Here is a 17545-nt window from a genome sequence, read left to right as displayed (position 1 = left end):
CATAGGTTAGACATTAAGAGATAATTGGATTCAGGCCGCATTTTAATCGTCCTTTTTCTTTATCTCTTTTTGGGTTCGCTCTTCGTGCATATTTTGACAAAAAACTGATAGTTTTTTGCCATGCTTTATTCAGTGTCGATATCACGCCTTGTGTTATCGACTCCATTAATTGATAAAACCAACCTTGGGTGTTTTTTGCTACCATAAATGTTGATAGCTCAATACCGGCAAGTTGTTGAACACTCATGCCTATTCGCCTCTTTACTAACAACGTCAATAAACTTGCCCACACCAAGCCTTCCATCATGCTCGCTTTTCTGGTGTTAAATTTTTGCAGGTTGCAATAAGACTTCCATTCTTTAAACAGTAACTCTATTTGCCACCTGAGACTGTAGAGCTTTATTACCGCTTCAGCGCTAAATTTTTCTCGATTTAAGTTCGTTGCCCAATAAGTAGGCTCACTTTTTCCTCTAGGCCAGCTCGCAATCAATCGATAATTAGTTTTACCTTCCACATCCATATCGACAATAACACTACGACGAATATGCTTTTTAACGTCCTTTTGCTTCTTCTGTGAAAACCGTTTTAACGCGTTACCGTGACGATTAAAAGCAGCTACTACGGTTGGATTAACCGTGGTTTTAGCCCTGACAACATAAAAGCCTCCTGCTGTATCAATTGATTCAAGATACGATAACTTAAAATAACCTCTATCCGCTAAAAACAAGGTGTCGACTAACGATTTAGCATCAGGTAAAAAATCATATTCAGCTTGGCTATCAGGACTCACTGAGATTTCTTCGGGATAACCTTGAAGCACATCCCAACTCACATGAACCTCTATTGCCGCAGGACTTATTTTAGTAAAGCGACCTTTAAAGGTATCTTTTAAACTATCGTGCACTGCGAACGAACTTCCGTCTTGCAATATGATGCGTTTGAAATCTGACAGTGTGACTTCTGTGCCGAGTATTTGTTGCTGCCATTCATTTAACGCCACATCGACCAGTGATTTCATCAATTGGCTGAATTCAGGCTTACTCAGTTGATTGTGAAACGGTTTATATTGAACATCAGTTTCCGTCAACTTCACAAAATAACGATGTAAATCTGTCACGGTGTTTACCGATTTATCGCCTAGAGCCGTTATTAACGACATGACTAATTCGAAAGGTTTTATTATTCGTTTACGGCTACAAAAACGGCTTGTTTTACCTATTTCGTTAATATTAAAATCGTTAAGCACTTTCGTTATTTTGTTTAACTCAGTATTATATTTATTCATGCTCTGCTTTTGGGATAGATAGTGGTTTGGCGATTACTATCAGATCAAATTCAGAGCATGTTTTCAAGTTTTATTCCTTAAGATCCAACCTATGAGCCATTTTTAGATGATTTACCATCCCCAGAATGGATAGCATTTGGTGATGAAAAAAGCCCGCGCGTGCTTTACCTTTTACACCATGAAGATGATAACCATCCAGATAATTATGTAAGCAGGCCAGACATGACCGTATTTGGTTTTGGGCGGAGTAATAAAAATAAATACCTTAGTACGCCACAAACATTTTCGATTGGTTTTGTTGAGTCATCAAAGTATGAAAAAGTTAAAATGACAATAAAGGACGTTTTACAAAAAAATCGGAGATAACGACTGTTCATTCTTAAACTCAACGCTGAATTAAAGAATGAATATAAAACAAAAAATAGTTAAATTTAATTAAAGGCAATAAGTGTTACAGCGCTTATTGCCTTTTTAACGCTGAGAATTGTATTAGGAAATGGGATTAACTATTTTGATTATAATAATCACTAAAGCGATTTTACTTTACTCAATATAAATAAAACTGCATAAATTATAGCAATCTCACTATTTACACCCAAAATATTAAAACCTGTACTAAACAAAGGGTTTAAATTTTTAGCCGCACTCTATAAAATAGTTACCATAATGATTTAAAAGCTTCAGTCAGTGTGGGGCGTTAATAAAAGAGTTTAAAATGAATAATGAAAGTGACGTAATTGATACTTTGGCTGAACTAGAAAGCTTTTTAATAGATGTCGAAAACGGTGGTTTTGGACTTAAAGGTGTTGCCGGTGTTGGCATGGCTACTAATAACAAAGATGGCAGCCGTTTTGTTGCTGTGTTTGACGATAATCAGCAGCTACTTTTAGCACGCATGATTACAGAAGACGTATTCCAAACAGGGCAAGACATGGTACGAAATGGTGTAGGGCGCAAGCACTAATATTAATTTTACTGAATAACGCCACTGTAAAATGCGTTATTCAGTAAGTATCCATAAAATCAAAATACTACAATTTTGATTGAAATTAAAAGTGTATCTCCCAATCTAATTGGCACCAAGGGTGCTCGTCATCAGCTAATATATTTTGCAATGTAGTAGTTGAATCATTTATTTTTTCAAATAGATCATGACTAAAATTAAAGTCAGGGTTTGGCTCGCTGTACGTTTGTAGAATTTTAATTTTTTGCCATATACACCGACCAACCACATAACTAGTTGCATATTCTTGCCAGCTAACAAATAAGGTCTGTGCCAGTTTTCCAATAGGCTTAAGGTAATGCCATGCCTCTTCTTCGGTTAAAAAATTAACGTCAACACCACAACGACATAAAAAAGTATAGCGACCAATGTCAAAAGCTCTAATACCACCACGAGCCAGTGAAAATTTATGTATTCCTGCCCAGTCCGACATAATACCTATAGGCGTATTTTGATAGGCAGTAGATTTATTCTCAATGTTGTATCTTGCTAATAAATCATTTCTGGTGAGTTCAGCCATACAATTCATGAAAACTTGGCTATTTGACGTGTTATAAAAAACATTTAAAGTTTTAATCAATTCTTCTTTTGTTGTAACGCCATAACCATTATTTAAAATACTTAAATTATCGTTAGTAATTGACTCGTCAGTTTCGTTTTTACTGTGATGTTTTAAGGTATTCAATGAATAGCCATTTTGCATTGAAAGGTGCCCTGAGAGGCTAATAAGCCATAATTTTTGCTCTGAGCTTAAAGCCGCATCATCCGTAATTACACAAGGTACTTCACTTTGATTGTGCATCTACAATCTCCTTTGTTGTTTGCAGTTTTAGGCATATATCATTGTAATTAGGATGCATTGGCTGTCCAAGTTCAACGAGTTTTTCACAGCATTCCACTGCAAATTCAAGTGAGTATATCCCAAGCCTTTGATGTCCGTATTTATCTGCGGCTAATATTAATATAGGTATTGCTGCATCATATTGCTCTAAGGCAGCTAGCGATCGCCCTTTGTAATAGTAGGTTTGTGGTAAATTAGAAAACGTGCTAATCGTAATGTTTGCGAGCTTAATACAGGTATCAAAATCATCTATATCAAAAGCTATGTGAATAAACTTTAAGCTCCAACTTGGTTGGTGTGTGATTTTTGGCATAGCTTGCTTAATCGCATAAATAGCGGCTTGTTTTACTTGCTTCATAACCGCTTCGTTTTCGATATTTACTAATTTAGCCATTAATGCATGTAGCATTGCCCACGCATATTGTTGTTTATATTCTAAATCATAATAGAGGGCGTGAGCCATAGGTAAATTAGGAGTACCATCATGCTCAGTCGCTGGAAGATCTAATGTTTTGAGTTCTAATTCTGAGTATATATTCTCTTGTACAGAGCCTAGCACGCGAGGGGTTTTATAAAACGTGTTAGGAGATGGTTTTATTTTTTTTGCGATAGTTTCCATTATCAAATTGAAATCAATTGAATCTGGGCAATATATAAATAAATCAACCAGTAGTGGCCAAGGATCTATCTGTTTTTGTAAATGTAGATTCATAAAGGCGATAAAAACGTCAAATGCTTCATCTAAGCGTTCTAGCTTAGCAAGGCATAAAGCCTGTAAATAATTGCAATTAGCGTCAAAAACCAAAGAGTATGTTTGAGTCGTTATTAACGCATCTTGATAGCGACCATTTTCAAATTGCAACGTCGCTATTTTAAGCGCGTTACTTTCCTCATTTTTTTTAAGATCTTTTATGTAGTATCGACGAGCGATAATCAAAGAAGAGCGTAGGTCTATATCCTCAGGGCAAACATAAAAATAAGAGTTTAAAAATATATAAGCTTTTTCATAATCTTTAAGGTGCAAATAACACAGGCCAATCTCTTTAGTCATCTTCATCGCATAAAAACTTTTTATAAGTTTTCGCTGCGCAAGATAAATAGTGAGTGCTATATCATAGTTTTCAAGCTTAAATTCTGCGTGTGCTTGTAAATCTCGCAGGTGTTCTATGCTTGCATCTGTAGGCTCTGATAATGAGGCAAGTAACTCGCTGATTTCTGTGTATGCACCCAATGTCCATAAATAGTTAGCAACATAAAGATAAAGTGACTCGTCATTATAAAATACCGAATTGATTCGCTGCATTAGCGTAATTAGCTGCTCAGCTGTAAGCTTAGAATATATACATTGCTCTTCTATTAAGTTACGTAACTGAAGATGCTGCTGCAGTTGTTCAAAGCTGATATTCACATCAATATTTGATGGTGAATCTATGCGCAGTGGTAGGCTCTGAATATAATGATGCAGTGCAATGGCAAGTTCGCGATAATGATTGTTTTTACTAGTGACGAGTTCACTAGAGATTTTCATACTCTCATCTAAAAACCTAAATACCATGGCTGATAAAAAGTAATGCTCTGAAAAGAAATCAATTAAAGTGAATGAGACTTGCTGACTTTGATCAACATCCCAAAATAAAGGCGATGAAAATAATAACTTCCATTGTTCAACATCGCTGCGAGATAACACATTACAATATAATTCATTGAGCGCTATTTGTAGCTGTGAAATAGAACTAACAGAATTTAACTCGATAGGTTGTGGCTTAACTACTTCAACTTGTGTAAGTGCAGGCGAGGGCTCTTCTTCATCAAAAAATGACTCGTCAACAACCCCTTTTTTTTCATGCTCATCTTCAAATACTTGATTGGGTGCTTTGTTTTCATTTTGAGCAGGTCGTTTAGCTTCTTTATTTGCTAACTCGTACGCTTTTCGTAAATTTTTAAACTCTTCGGGAAACTCAGTTGGCGATGTTTTTTTTAAAAGCTCTGTATAAGCGAGTTTAATTAGCCGTTTATCTGTAGTGGCTTCAATGCCTAGTGTTTTCCAATGGTTCATTACTTCACTCTTTATTTAATGCTTGTGATATTTATTAATTAAATTATTTATCAGTTAATATTAAAAACTTAAATAATGCTTTATATTCTCGATCATACGTTCAATTTTATGATTATCGTGAGTTTCTAATACATCCATAAATTGACCAATGGCCTCACCAATTTCACGCCTTTTATCCCCTAGGTTTTCTTGGAATAAACGCTCTAATTTTGCTTTAAATGCAGTGTTTACAAGTTTGTCTTTAGGTAAAACTTTAAGTGCGTTAAGACGTGCAAAACGTTCACGCAGCTCATTTTCGCTCACGCTTTCTTCTTTTTCGCCTACATAAGTGCGGTATTTTTTGCCACTTTTAACATTAGTTACTTCAACTTCTAGCACACCATTAAGATCGTAGGTATAGGTTAGGTAAAGCTCTTGTACTGTATTTAGCGGTTCAAGCTCAATTTCTAAATCACCTAAAAAAACATTATCTTTGGGAAGGTAGTTTTCACCTTGGTAAATTTTAATAAGTACTTTTTCTTGCTGTGGATGACTTGAATAAACAGAGCGGGTTTCGCTAACAGGAATAGTGGCGTTCCGTTCTATAATAGGTAAAAATTCTGATTGATTATGTTTATTATTTACTTCTACACCAAGTGTATAAGGGCACACATCGGTCATTATTACATCTTTCAATTCTTTATCACGTGCGCTCATTCCTGCTTGAATTGCAGCGCCAGTCGCAATGGCATGATCAGGGTTATATTGGGTTTGTGGAATACGCGAAAATACACGGCTAATTTGCTGCTGAAAAATAGGCATACGTGTAGCGCCACCAACAAAAATTAGCCCATCAATCTCATCAAGTTTTAAATCAGCATCCGACATTGCACGGTTAATAGGAAACTTAATACGTTCAATTAACTCGCTACATAATGTACGATAATCTTCCAGCGTGAGAGTATATGGGTATGTTTTTTCTTTATATTCAAAGTTAAAACTCGCTACTGGCTCGTTAGTTAATTGGCACTTTAAGCGCTCACACAAAGACCAAATATTACGGTTTTCACTATCTGAGAAAAAACCTTTGTATAAATCGTTCTTTTTATAAAGGTCCTCTTCAATAACGTTAGTAAAGTCGTTACCGCCTAAATAGTTATCACCTGCTGAGGCGTGTATTTCAAATATGTCGTTAAATACCTCAATAACCGACACATCAAATGTACCGCCACCAAGGTCCAGTACTAAGTAAGTTTGTTCACAGTCTTTATTATCGAGCCCATAAGCGAGTGCAGCGGCTGTAGGTTCATTAAGTAATCGCTCAACTTTTAAACCTGCAAGCAAAGCAGCTTGTTGCGTTGCTTGGCGTTGTTTATTGTTAAAATAGGCAGGTACCGAAATAACAGCCTCAGTGATTGGCTCTTGCAAATAATGTTCGGCTTGCTCTTTTAGACTTTTTAATAAAATAGCTGAAAGCTCAGTGGCACTGTAGTTTTGCTCGCCCAATGAAAATTCTTTATCAGTGCCCATAAAGCGTTTAAATTCACAAATAGTATGACTCGGATGTGTAGCCAATCGATCCCGAGCAGCTTGCCCAACAATAATATAATTATCTTCCGACAAGCCAACAATTGAAGGGACAAGTACGTTACCCTCCATATCTGGAATTAGCTTAACGGCGTTATCTTGCCAAATTCCAACTACGCTATGGGTTGTACCGAGATCTATCCCTATTTTCATTTTATTACCCTTACAGAATGACTTAAATCATCGCTATGCTAAGTTACTTAAATACAGGGCCTTAAATACAGAACTTTAAAGACAGAACCTTAAATTCAACTTAGTTTCGCACCGATACCATTGTACAGTTTAATTAAAAACCTATTATTAATATCTGATTGAAAATTATACGCTCAACTTTATTTTATTAAAATAGGCAGCGGTGTTTGATGAAAGCGAAGAGGTCTTTAAAACAAGACACAGTTGTGCAGTGCAAACAGGTTGGTATTAAGATTAATAATGAGAAAGCATGAAAAAGTAGATAACTGTGTTATTGAATTGCTGAGAGTAAAGCTTACTGATGGTTTAGGTCAACGAGGATCGTTATTTTAAAAGGAGTTAATTGGTCGGTATGGAGAGATTCGAACTCTCGACCCCTGCCACCCCATGACAGTTTTTAGTTCTTTGTTTTTAATGCTTTATATTTAATTACAATGAGTTGTCTTTATTTTTTGTTTCATAAAGCACCTGTTTATTTCTCAAAATATCACTATAATGGCTAGTTATTGGCTAGTTTTTTAAAAGTGGTTATCTATATGAAAGCGAGTAAAAACAACGCGTCCAGCATAACAGTGGCAAAATTAAACTCTTTTTTAAAGGAGTCTGAGCTTAATAGTCAGTTAGGTTGTGACAATATACAAGGTTTTCACTTCATTAAATTAAAAGTTGGTGGAGCTTGGCGCTTACGTTATACAGACTTGTTAGGTAAAAGAAGAACAGCAGTAATAGCCGATGCCTCTATTAAACCAGCAATTGCAGCAGAGGTGGCTTTAGATTGGCGTACAAAGTTAAAAAATGGAGTTGATCCATTAGGGTATAAGAAAAAACTAAAAAAAGAACATACCGATGCTGAGCAACTAAAAGCAGCCAATGCTTACTTAAATACAGGTAGGTTTTACGAGTCTATATATACCCCTTATAAACTAGATAACTTCAAAGATGGCAAATCAACGTTACAAAATATTAGCCGCAACTTTTCACACTTATTTGATCGTGATATGGGAAAGGTGACTAGCACCGATATTTTAAGTTGGTACAACAAACGAAGAAAAAACGGTGTAATGCGTAGCTCACTTGTAAGAGATTATGGCGCATTTAAAGCTATGCTTAACTTTGCTGCTAAATCACAAGACGGGCACAGCCCCGCAATACTAAATGATAACCCTATCAAAAACTATTCATTACCCGCGCTTACTTTAGCAGAACGAGAAAAGTTAGAAGAGCATAATACAAAGCTAGAATCAAAGCGCGTTATTATGAGCGATACGCTAAAGCAACAGATTCAGAATGGGCTGAATTTATACGCTGAACAACTAAAAGAAAAGCGCAATGCAAGCAGAACACATGGGAAAGAGCATTTAGCAGATTTACAGGAGCGCATATATCCGCATTGGTTTATACCTTTTTGCCATATTGCACGACTAACAGGAATGCGCCCAGCCGATATATACGCTTTAAAATGGGAAAATTTAGCATTTAATCAATTCAACAACTCGACTACTTTAATATTTACACCATCTAAAACAAAAAAAGTAAATTACAGCCAAAAAGTTACTTTTCCCGTTAGTAATGAGCTAAAAGCGGTGTTTGATGTTTGGGAGAGTGAGCAAGGCAACGCTACAGGCTTTATATTCCAATCCGAACGTACAGGGCGAGCAATAGAGCGCAAAGCTCACCTAACACACTGGCGACAAGTTAAAGCCCTTGGCGGCATTACTACAGAGCTAGATTTATATTCATTTAGGCATAATTTTATATCGGAGTTATGCGCCCGTGGTGTTCCAGTGTTAACTATCGCCAAGCTGGTAGGGCATAAAGACGGTTCAATGATAGCCGCTAATTATTTAAGGCATGATGAAACAAACACATTAGCCATGCTGCAAGGTGTGGGTGGTATTAATTCAAATAGTAATAAGCATATAAAAGGAGTTATTTAAATGTATAAAAAAGTAAACGACCTAAAGCAGTTAAAATGTAGATTGGACTACTTAAGCGAAATTGCTTTGATGAAAAAGCCAACAATAAAACATCAAATGCAAGAGCTGATTAAAGAAGGTATATCTTTTAAAGAGTTTGAACATGAAAAATGCAATGCCTTGATAGATGCAATTTATCTGATACTTAATAAAGATGTAGATATGCAATCTAGAAGGCTTATAAAAAAAGATGTAGATAGAAGTGAAGAGCTAGCTGTGGAAGCGCTAGAGTTCAAATTTTTACATGATCAAAAATATGGCGTAAATGAGGCTTTTAATAAGGTTTATGAAAATTTGCTAGAAGTTGTTAATGAACAGATGTCGATTTTATATGAAAGCAACTCCCCTAAGGTTAATAAAGCTGAACATTTGCAATTTAAGAGCATAGCATTAAAAAATCTGAGACACGCAAAGGCTTGTTTTTATAGTACAGAAAGTCAAAAAACAGTTGTTGCTTGGCACAGCTTATACTTGGTTAAATTAGCACTAGATAAAAAGTATTATTTTCTTAGAGAGCAAATAGACACCGCAAAAAAAGCGCTTGCAGGAGGAAGTAAAAAGCTATCAGGTGATAAGGAGGCAATTATTGAACTGGTTAAGAAAGTAGAGAAAAAAGAAATGTATAAGAACGCAGCTTGTTTGGAAGCTACAGAAATTGTTTATGGTAAAAACCCATCAAAAAGAGTTCACCACAACACATTTACTAAATGGCAAGAACAATATAGGGATACAGGTAATTTAGAGCTGAAATAAAACTAATTATTACAGTAACAACTTACTGTAATCACAATCAGTTCAAACAGGTTTAGTAATAGCTTAATCTTTCATTTAGTTTAACTAAAGAGGATAAAACACCATGCTAAATCAGTTCAATTCAGACAATATGCGCTTGAAAGAAAGCGCTAACTACCTAAATATTTCACTAGCTACATTGTGGCGTCTTGGTGAAAGCGATCCGACATTCCCACCCAAAATACGCCTATCTAGCCGCTGCTGTATCTATAGAAAGTCAGACCTTGATGCGTGGCTAATAAGTAAGGAGTCTTAACCATGGGTAACATACACAAGCCACTTACAGAGTTTTTTAAAGCAGCACCGCTGGACGCAATACCAAGTCAACTAAACAACCGTGGCAAACCGAATCAGTCGTACACGTTCTTATGTTTGATGTTAGACGAGCAACTAAAGCTTGGTTACCTCAGCGTAGAAAGGGTTTTTGATGTTTTTACTAGTGATGGGAGAAGCCCACGGCAACGACTTGAGGGTGATAGGTATAAGCACTGGCTTATTGATAGAGTAAAAGAGCCAAATACTGGAAAAATAATCGGCTATAAGCTTAACGAACGGCATCTATTAAATGATCCTCAGCAAGATATAGAAGCAAGGAAAATTAGGCGTAAGGAGTTTAAAGAGGACTCTTTTGATCTAGCAGTTAAAGGCCGTAAACGTGAATCAAAAGCTTATACAGAAATGACAGAAGCCACTAAAGATTATCTTAAGTCTTTAGGGAGTGCCGCTAATGATTCTATCTTTAAAAAATAAAACCCGACCAAAGGCTAATTTAGTCGGGTTAAATACTTTTTGATATATAACATAAAGCTGGTGGTAAAAGTTTGGCGACCAAACCACCAGCCTCAAACAAGAGTATAAATTATTATGAAATTTTTATCAGCTAAAAGTACAAAAGTTACTCAATGCTTTAACTATATTAACTGGCATGAGCTAACACTTAAAGTCTCATTACCAAGCGATTTAGGCACACTAACGCACACACAAGCAAAGGCTAAAAGCTCAATCATTGCAGCGAATGACGCGCCCAACAAGACCAAAGAAACAGTTTTAAAGCATGATAACTTTACACTGTTACGCCTTGACCTAGACGACACCAAGCTGGATATAGATTCAATTGCCGACACGCTTGAGGGTATGGGTATTGAGTCGTATATCATACACACGACAGCAAGCCACCAGCAGGACGGGAAAGGCAACCGCTACAGGGTTTACATACAAATAGCCGAATCCATCACTTATAAGGTTTGGGCGCTGGTGGAGAGCTATTTAAGCTATATATTTATGGCGGACGACTGTGCTACACGACCTCAGCAAATAATGTATTTACCTGTGCGCTTTGCTGGTGATTGCTACGAGTATAAAATAGGGAAAGGCGAACCGCTGAACGTGGCAGACTCGCAAATTCTAGTAAATGCGGAGAGGTACGCACAAGAGCAAACCAAGCAACAAGAACAGGCTATTAAATCCGTACCTATTAAGCCAGCGTTTAAGCAAAACCTAGTCGGGAAACAAATATCTATTATTAACTTGGTTAATAGTGGCTATACGTGGGAAAGCTTGCTTAGTCATTATGGGTATAAACAACAAGGTAAAGCGTATTTACCACCCGAAGCAACCAGCAAGACCGCAGGCACTTATATCTTAACAAGTCATACCGATGGCAAGGAGCGTTATTATTCACACCATGAAAGCGACCCATGCGCTACAGGGCAATGCTTGGATATGTTCGATTTTATCGTTATTCGTGAATATGGCGGAGACTATAAACGCGCATTGCATGACATTGCGAAAACTCAGTTTAAGCAGATACATAAACACAACCAGCAAGAGTATTTTACTCACTTGCATAATGAGAGCGTAAACGCATTTTTCGCAGGGGGTGAAGTATGAGCTTGCCAGCAGTTAATAACATACCTGTAGAGGTTGAAAAGACAGCCGAAAAAACGCCCATGTTAAGCCCTAAATTCCCAGATATAAAAGTAACTGAGGACGGCAAAGGGCGCACATTGAACACAGCCGACAACCTAAAAGAGTTGGGGGCGTTTTACGGCATAGAGTTTGGCTTTAATAAGATGACGTTTGAACCTGAGTTATTAAAAGGAACTAAATCATTAAATAACAGCTTTGAAGAAGTTAGAAGCCATTTAATAAGCGCAGCAAGTCGGCACAGTTTGCCAAAGTCGGCAATTGATGATCACTTAATCGCAATCAGTCACGGCAACAAATTTCACCCTGTTAAGTTTTACTTAGATAAGGGCGAGTGGGACGGCATAGAGCGCGTTAACAAGGTTGTCGCGTGTTTAAATGCTAAAGATGAACAACTAGCCGATTCTATAATTAAGCACTGGCTGGTGGCATGTATTGCCTGTATTTATGAGGACACATTCAAAAGTAAACTAGTGCCTGTTTTACAAGGAGGTCAATCATTCAGAAAAACCGCCTTTGTTGAACGCTTTGCTAGTGTAATGCCACATTCTTTTTTAGAGGGCGCAGAGCTAAACCCTGATAATAAAGATAGTATTTTATCTAACATACGCTCGTGGATTGTTGAGCTTGGCGAACTTGAACGCACAAGTAAAAATTCACAGGGCAGCTTAAAGGCATTTATTACAAAGTCTATTGATACAGTACGCCCACCATACGCCAGAAGCGATATAAAGAAACCGCGCCAAACGTGTTTTATTGCAACAGTAAACGACCGCGACTTTTTAAAAGATGATACTGGCTCAACTCGCTTTGCAGTGCTTGAACTGAAAAAGGCGATTGATATGGACACCTTAAACAGTTTACTAGGTTGGACGTTTGACGGTACAGGTGCGATAAAACAAACCGACCCCGAACAATTACACCAGTTTTGGCTTGAGGTAAAAAAGCTGTACTTAGACGGTTACGGGTGGGCGCTTAGTGATGAAACACAAGAAAAGGCACTATCTGTTAATGATAACTTTCAAGATAAGGGTTTTGCTTATAATCACATAGTTGATAATTATATCGCGCCAGAAAGTAAAATTGATTTACCCCAGCAAATAGAGCACCCAACGTGTATAGATGGCTGGTTTACCGCTGGCGAGTTAATAGCAGAAGATAGAAAGTTACAATCGAACCATAGCGGTATGGTCGGCAAAGCCTTAAACCGTTTAGCTAAAGAGGGATTGATTACTGCTAAAAAAGGCAGGGCAAACAGGAGAGTGTATAAAATAGCTTTTAACGTGACACCTGCCGNGGTTTAGAAGATTATTTTTAGCCGCTTCTTTTGTTTAAATGGTTATGGTTAAGTAATGGTTAGGTAGATTTTATTTTACCTAACCACCCCGAAGCCCTTTATAAATAAGGGTTTCACGCGTTTTTGGTTAGGTGGTTAAGTAAAAACACTAACTTTAAATTTTTATAGGATAAATATTCATAGGGTTATAGCTATCACAACAGCAGCGGCTAAATCCCTAAAGGTGGGCGAAGTCACTTAACCACCTAACCATTTTTAGCTAAAAGCCACGCCAGTAAAGCCCTGTAGGCTGGTTAAGTAGATTTTAACTTACTTAACCATACCTAACAACTTAACCATACCTAACCACTTAACCATAATAAAGAACAGGCTATTTTGAATTAGCCATAAAGTAATCAAAATAGCTAAAAAATGGTATAATTTAACAATATTGTTTACACAAGCAGTGGCTAGGCTATGACGGCAAATACCAACGAATTAACACTTAAACAAAGTGCTTTTATAAAAGCGTATCTTTTGAACGGTGGTAACGCTACACAGGCAGCCATTACAGCTGGTTATAGTGCAAAGACGGCATATTCTATCGGTCAAGAAAACCTGAGCAAACCTGTAATTCAAAAGCATATAAAAGCCCACCAGCAGCAAGCGCATAATGATTTTATATGGTCTAAAACTAAAAAGCTTGAAGCCTTACAGTCCATCATAGATGCGGCTATGACTGAGCATCAAGATAAAGGTATCTTAAACGCTCAAGCAGCTATTGCAGCTATTAAAGTCCACAATGAGATGCAAGGTGATAACGCACCGATTGAGACTAACAACACATTAAAAGTGTCTAGCTCACTGGCTGAACGCTTAACGGGCGGGTCAAAGCGTTAAACATTGTCAAAACTTGATATATGAAATCCTAAATAATCCTAGTAGAACTTAGCAAAACCCAACACACCAAAAAATAACCGAGGTGAAAACATGGCAACAGGTAAAAAGACAGGTGGGCGTAAAGCTGGCACACCCAATAAGCTAACGTTTGAGACTCGACAGTTATTAGTTAATGCCTTGGCTGATGAGTTTGAACAATTGCCCAAACTACTCAAAGAATTAAACCCAGCGGAGCGTATAGACGCAATTTGTAAGCTGTCTAAGTTTGCACTGCCAGCAGTCGCGCCAGTATCAATAGTTAAAGTTGAGCGAACAGAAAGCCCCACCAGCAATGATATGTTTGCCGTTGATCTAAACTAGACAAAACTAGATAGGGTTTTCTGACTCTTAAAAAAGAAGTTGTAAAGCTGTTATCTACTGCTTTATTGATAATTTATCGCAGCCATTCTAAATTATTATCATCTTGTACTGTAAATGTGATTTCAGAGTTTGTTGCTTCCAAAATACTAATATTTAAGCTTTTAAAGCTAATTTCTTTAGATTCATTTAAGTTGTACGTCAAACTCTGTCTAAAAGAATCTCTAGACATATCGTTTATATATTCTCTGTAGAGCAAATTAATAGTTTGCCCTGATTTGCCCGTGTAAATGAGTTCAAACATAAACTGATCAGATTTATCTCCCTCTAGGAAAAAATGTTTTTCAAAGATTTTTTTATCATTGCTTTTAGGTGTTATTGGATAGCGTTTCATTGAGCCTTTGCGGTCAATTCTCATTACAGGGTTCTCAGGCACTGTTCCATCATCAAATGCAATTATACCGATTGCTCTGTGATAAAAGTTTTTGGCGGTTAAAATATAATCCCCGTTTTTCCCATCAAGTTTATAAGTCGGTGTAAATATATATTCTGCTCCTTGCTGGTCATTAGCTAATGTTTGACCGTTCCAAATTTCAGTTTTTAATGAAACAGGTTTAAACCAAACATATTCCTTGTAAGTCCTAGCTAAAACCATTGGGCTACCTGTAGTGACTGTGTACTTAGTATCGAGGTTATATGACTTATAGATTTGTAAATCTGTTTTCATTTCCCGCGCAGATTCCCATGGAGGTTGAAAAGAGCTACAGCCAGCAATGAACAAAATAAGCATTAGAGGTATTAGTTTCATATTAAATTCCTTTTAAAATAAATTTTGGATCATACTAGCAGGTTTTAGGTTTGTTAAAAAAGCTTAGGCTATTAAGTTAGTAAGAAAAAGTATAAACATGAGAATTATATATATGTGGGTATTAAGGAGATAAAGAAGCTTTTAATGAAAAATAAGTAATACAATAATTAATCATACTGGCTAGTTATTGGCTAGTTTTAAAAAAAGATAAAGTTGAATCGAATGTTGAGTTATTGTTTTTGGTGTTAACTTATTGATTTTAAATAATTAATTGGTCGGTATGGAGAGATTCGAACTCTCGACCCCTGCCACCCCATGACAGTGCGCTACCAAGCTGCGCCACATACCGACTATTGATTGCAATAGTACGTGTATTTTTTTAAAAATCAATAAGCGATTGTTTGTTTGAGTATTTATTACGCAAGAGCCCTAAAAGAGCGCTCTTGCGCTGTATTAATTCACTAGTCGTTATTTAACCACTTTTTGATCGAGTCATACATCTCATCTCGTATTAATGGCTGAGCTTTTTTGTTAGGGTGTAAACTGTCGTTCTGCATTAAGTCAGATTTACCAGCAATATCGAGCATAAAAAAGTTCATTAAGTGAGCATTTGTATCTTCACTAATTTGTGTAAAACTGCTTGTAAACATCTTACTGTAACGCGGACCGTAATTAGGTGGAATGTAAATCTCCATTAAGGCGGTCATCGCATTAGCTGCTTGGCTTTTTTTAACGAGAGCGGTTAAGTTAGTTTGCATTTTTTTAACTGGAAAACCACGTAAACCGTCGTTGGCACCTAGCTCAATAAGTACATGAGTGGGTTCGTATTGCTCAAGCAATGCATCTAAACGACGTAGGGCGCCACCAGATGTTTCGCCACTAATACTGGCGTTGATAAGTACAATATCGCTTTGTTCTGCGTCGTATTTATCTTGTAACAATTTTACCCAGCCTTCTTCTTGTTGAAGACCGTAGGCTGCACTTAAACTGTCACCGAGTATTAAAATCGTGTTGTCGGCTGCTGCTGTTAGTGGTTTGATAACTAAAAATAAAATGAATACTAAACGTAGGATTGAATGAGTCATATGTCAGCGCTTTCTCAATTAAATATAATTCAAGTAAATGGTTTGTCTAAAGTTGTCTCTACCTTTGAAGGAGAGTTGCCCATCCTCAGCGACATCAGCTTTAATGTCAAGCATGGTGAATCTGTTGCAATAGTGGGTACGTCTGGTTCAGGTAAATCTACGTTACTTAGTTTATTAGCAGGGCTTGATACTGCTAGCGGTGGTGAAATATTTTTAGATGGTGAGCCACTTCATAATTTAGATGAAGAAGAACGTGCGGCCCTTAGAGCGGCAAAAATTGGATTTGTTTTTCAGTCGTTTATGTTGGTGCAAAGTTTAACTGCACTAGAAAACGTTATGCTACCGGCAGAGCTTGCTGGTGAAAGTGATGCGAAAGAGCAAGCGCTTGCGTTGCTTGAAAAGGTGGGCTTGAGCCATCGAGTTGATCACTACCCGTCGCAACTATCTGGAGGTGAGCAACAACGTGTTGCTATAGCGCGTGCATTTATTGGTACGCCTAAAATATTATTTGCCGATGAACCTTCGGCTAATTTAGATAGCAAAAATGGCAAAATGATTGAAACGTTGTTATTTGATTTAAATAGCCAGCACGGTACAACCCTTATTTTAGTGACTCATGATGAAGCCCTTGCGCAAAAGTGTGAGCATATTATTCAAATTGAAGCTGGTTTATTAGTTAAAAGCGTAACGGAGGACACCGCAGATGTGGGCTAAGTTAGCGCTAAAATTATTTGCGCGTGAGTTTCGCCGTGGTGAGCTTACGGTTATAAGTGCCGCTATTGCATTAGCCGTTTTAACAGTGCTTACGCTTTCGATGGTTACAGAGCGAATTTCGCAAAGCATTGCGCAAAAAAGCAGTGCGTTTATTGCTGCAGACCGAGTGCTTGGAAGCGACCATCCACTAGACACTGCTTATATTACGAAGGCGCAGGAGCAAAATTTACAAACAGCGCAAATGATGTACTTCGACACTATGTTATTTGCTAATGACGAAATGCAGTTTAGCTCAGTTAAGGCCGCATCAAATGCTTACCCTTTAAAAGGCGAGCTTAAAGTTAAAAACACGCTTCTGGGTGAGACGGTTGTTGCCAATGGCGGACCATCACCTGGTAATGTATGGTTGAGTGAATCGGTATTTTATAGTTTAAATATAGATATAGGCGCAGAGGTAGAACTCGGTGCGGCTTTATTTAATGTAGAAAAAATTATAGTAGAAGAGCCAGACGCGCCTTTTAATGTTTTTTCGAGTAGTCGTCGTGTGCTTATTAATATTGCCGACGTGCCTAAAACCGAAATAGTGCAACCCGGAAGTCGCGTTTATTACCGCCAATTATATGCAGGTGATGAAAGTGATATAGGCAGTTTTTACGAATGGCTAAAACCACAAATAGCTGAAAATCAAAAATGGTATGGCGTTAAAGACCGTCAATCACCTATTTCAAATAGTTTAAACCGTGCTGAAAGTTTTTTATTACTGGCGGG

Annotated in this window: 16 protein-coding genes, 1 tRNA gene and 2 pseudogenes; 12 read left to right on the top strand and 7 right to left on the bottom strand. The window is 37.3% G+C overall.

The window, feature by feature from the left end; all coding sequences use genetic code 11:
* Nucleotides 1-13 precede the first annotated feature (13 nt).
* A complete protein-coding gene (locus L647_RS0122070) occupies nucleotides 14-1285 on the bottom strand; it encodes an IS4 family transposase (protein ID WP_024610808.1) in 1272 nt (423 codons plus the stop codon).
* A gap of 105 nt (nucleotides 1286-1390) precedes the next feature.
* Between L647_RS0122070 and L647_RS1000000126645 the strand changes: the two are divergent.
* Both L647_RS1000000126645 and L647_RS0122060 read left to right on the top strand, forming a co-directional pair.
* Nucleotides 1391-1651, top strand: a pseudogene (locus L647_RS1000000126645) (hypothetical protein); the annotation flags it as partial.
* A gap of 349 nt (nucleotides 1652-2000) precedes the next feature.
* Nucleotides 2001-2249: a hypothetical protein gene (locus L647_RS0122060; RefSeq protein ID WP_024612933.1), complete on the top strand. Its 249-nt coding sequence runs from the start codon at nucleotides 2001-2003 to the stop codon at nucleotides 2247-2249.
* An 85-nt stretch (nucleotides 2250-2334) separates the two neighbouring features.
* On the opposite strand, the gene L647_RS0122055 is transcribed toward L647_RS0122060, so the two are convergent.
* Genes L647_RS0122055 through L647_RS0122045 form a run of 3 tightly spaced genes read right to left on the bottom strand, consistent with a single transcriptional unit; the run spans nucleotide 2335 to nucleotide 6904 of the window.
* Nucleotides 2335-3090 (bottom strand): DUF1266 domain-containing protein, encoded by a 756-nt coding sequence (locus L647_RS0122055; protein WP_024612932.1) that lies wholly within the window; start codon nucleotides 3088-3090, stop codon nucleotides 2335-2337.
* Nucleotides 3074-5185, bottom strand: coding sequence for a CDC27 family protein (locus L647_RS0122050; protein ID WP_024612931.1), 2112 nt, complete (start codon nucleotides 5183-5185; stop codon nucleotides 3074-3076). Before L647_RS0122050 ends, L647_RS0122055 begins: the two co-directional genes overlap by 17 nt.
* Before the next feature lie 60 nt (nucleotides 5186-5245).
* Entirely contained in the window at nucleotides 5246-6904 is a 1659-nt protein-coding gene (locus tag L647_RS0122045; RefSeq protein WP_024612930.1) for a molecular chaperone HscC, read from the bottom strand.
* 611 nt (nucleotides 6905-7515) lie between these two features.
* On the opposite strand from L647_RS0122045, the gene L647_RS01000000124835 reads away from it, so the two are divergent.
* The 8 genes from L647_RS01000000124835 to L647_RS0122005 all read left to right on the top strand — a co-directional run bounded on the left by L647_RS01000000124835 (nucleotide 7516) and on the right by L647_RS0122005 (nucleotide 14173).
* The gene (locus L647_RS01000000124835) at nucleotides 7516-8880 is read left to right on the top strand and encodes a tyrosine-type recombinase/integrase (protein ID WP_253948936.1); all 1365 of its coding nucleotides are present in this window, start codon (nucleotides 7516-7518) and stop codon (nucleotides 8878-8880) included.
* On the top strand, nucleotides 8881-9672 hold the full coding sequence (locus L647_RS0122030) for a hypothetical protein (protein WP_024612928.1): 792 nt from the start codon (nucleotides 8881-8883) through the stop codon (nucleotides 9670-9672).
* Between the two features lie 103 nt (nucleotides 9673-9775).
* Nucleotides 9776-9967: an AlpA family phage regulatory protein gene (locus L647_RS1000000125510; RefSeq protein ID WP_076917073.1), complete on the top strand. Its 192-nt coding sequence runs from the start codon at nucleotides 9776-9778 to the stop codon at nucleotides 9965-9967.
* 2 nt (nucleotides 9968-9969) lie between these two features.
* The gene (locus tag L647_RS0122025) at nucleotides 9970-10461 is read left to right on the top strand and encodes a hypothetical protein (RefSeq protein ID WP_024612927.1); all 492 of its coding nucleotides are present in this window, start codon (nucleotides 9970-9972) and stop codon (nucleotides 10459-10461) included.
* Nucleotides 10462-10575: 114 nt separating this feature from the next.
* A complete protein-coding gene (locus L647_RS0122020; RefSeq protein WP_024612926.1) occupies nucleotides 10576-11601 on the top strand; it encodes a hypothetical protein in 1026 nt (341 codons plus the stop codon).
* Complete coding sequence (locus tag L647_RS0122015) at nucleotides 11598-12941, top strand: VapE domain-containing protein (protein WP_024612925.1); 1344 nt, start codon at nucleotides 11598-11600, stop codon at nucleotides 12939-12941. The genes L647_RS0122020 and L647_RS0122015 overlap by 4 nt, the downstream gene beginning before the upstream one ends.
* A 449-nt stretch (nucleotides 12942-13390) precedes the next feature.
* Nucleotides 13391-13813, top strand: a complete 423-nt coding sequence (locus L647_RS0122010) for a terminase small subunit (RefSeq protein WP_024612924.1) — start codon at nucleotides 13391-13393, stop codon at nucleotides 13811-13813.
* 90 nt (nucleotides 13814-13903) lie between these two features.
* Nucleotides 13904-14173: a hypothetical protein gene (locus L647_RS0122005; RefSeq protein WP_024612923.1), complete on the top strand. Its 270-nt coding sequence runs from the start codon at nucleotides 13904-13906 to the stop codon at nucleotides 14171-14173.
* A 73-nt stretch (nucleotides 14174-14246) separates the two neighbouring features.
* Here the strand turns inward: L647_RS0122005 and L647_RS0122000 are convergent, their stop codons facing one another.
* The 3 genes from L647_RS0122000 to L647_RS0121990 form a co-directional block, all read right to left on the bottom strand.
* Nucleotides 14247-14978, bottom strand: coding sequence for a hypothetical protein (locus tag L647_RS0122000; RefSeq protein WP_024612922.1), 732 nt, complete (start codon nucleotides 14976-14978; stop codon nucleotides 14247-14249).
* Between the two features lie 272 nt (nucleotides 14979-15250).
* A tRNA-Pro gene (locus L647_RS0121995) sits at nucleotides 15251-15327 on the bottom strand.
* A 112-nt stretch (nucleotides 15328-15439) separates the two neighbouring features.
* Nucleotides 15440-16063, bottom strand: a complete 624-nt coding sequence (locus L647_RS0121990) for an arylesterase (RefSeq protein ID WP_024612921.1) — start codon at nucleotides 16061-16063, stop codon at nucleotides 15440-15442.
* Between L647_RS0121990 and L647_RS0121985 the strand changes: the two genes are divergently transcribed.
* Complete coding sequence (locus L647_RS0121985; protein ID WP_024612920.1) at nucleotides 16064-16777, top strand: ABC transporter ATP-binding protein; 714 nt, start codon at nucleotides 16064-16066, stop codon at nucleotides 16775-16777. It abuts the gene before it with no gap.
* Nucleotides 16767-17545 (top strand): annotated as a pseudogene (locus L647_RS0121980) (cell division protein FtsX); the annotation flags it as partial. The gene L647_RS0121985 and the pseudogene L647_RS0121980, both read left to right, overlap by 11 nt.

It is taken from the genome of Pseudoalteromonas sp. TB64, assembly GCF_000498095.1.
In the GTDB taxonomy this organism is placed as follows: Bacteria; Pseudomonadota; Gammaproteobacteria; order Enterobacterales; family Alteromonadaceae; genus Pseudoalteromonas.
Note: the sequence above shows the minus strand (reverse complement) of the source record. Positions and strands in the feature narration are given on the sequence as shown.

Bases quoted from the DNA above. Each gene is read 5' to 3' on its own strand.
- L647_RS0122070 (WP_024610808.1), bottom strand. From the start codon at position 1,285: ATGAATAAATATAATACTGAGTTAAACAAAATAACGAAAGTGCTTAAC.
- L647_RS0122060 (WP_024612933.1), top strand. From the start codon at position 2,001: ATGAATAATGAAAGTGACGTAATTGATACTTTGGCTGAACTAGAAAGC.
- L647_RS0122055 (WP_024612932.1), bottom strand. From the start codon at position 3,090: ATGCACAATCAAAGTGAAGTACCTTGTGTAATTACGGATGATGCGGCT.
- L647_RS0122050 (WP_024612931.1), bottom strand. From the start codon at position 5,185: ATGAACCATTGGAAAACACTAGGCATTGAAGCCACTACAGATAAACGG.
- L647_RS0122045 (WP_024612930.1), bottom strand. From the start codon at position 6,904: ATGAAAATAGGGATAGATCTCGGTACAACCCATAGCGTAGTTGGAATT.
- L647_RS0122030 (WP_024612928.1), top strand. From the start codon at position 8,881: ATGTATAAAAAAGTAAACGACCTAAAGCAGTTAAAATGTAGATTGGAC.
- L647_RS1000000125510 (WP_076917073.1), top strand. From the start codon at position 9,776: ATGCTAAATCAGTTCAATTCAGACAATATGCGCTTGAAAGAAAGCGCT.
- L647_RS0122025 (WP_024612927.1), top strand. From the start codon at position 9,970: ATGGGTAACATACACAAGCCACTTACAGAGTTTTTTAAAGCAGCACCG.
- L647_RS0122020 (WP_024612926.1), top strand. From the start codon at position 10,576: ATGAAATTTTTATCAGCTAAAAGTACAAAAGTTACTCAATGCTTTAAC.
- L647_RS0122010 (WP_024612924.1), top strand. From the start codon at position 13,391: ATGACGGCAAATACCAACGAATTAACACTTAAACAAAGTGCTTTTATA.
- L647_RS0122005 (WP_024612923.1), top strand. From the start codon at position 13,904: ATGGCAACAGGTAAAAAGACAGGTGGGCGTAAAGCTGGCACACCCAAT.
- L647_RS0122000 (WP_024612922.1), bottom strand. From the start codon at position 14,978: ATGAAACTAATACCTCTAATGCTTATTTTGTTCATTGCTGGCTGTAGC.
- L647_RS0121990 (WP_024612921.1), bottom strand. From the start codon at position 16,063: ATGACTCATTCAATCCTACGTTTAGTATTCATTTTATTTTTAGTTATC.
- L647_RS0121985 (WP_024612920.1), top strand. From the start codon at position 16,064: ATGTCAGCGCTTTCTCAATTAAATATAATTCAAGTAAATGGTTTGTCT.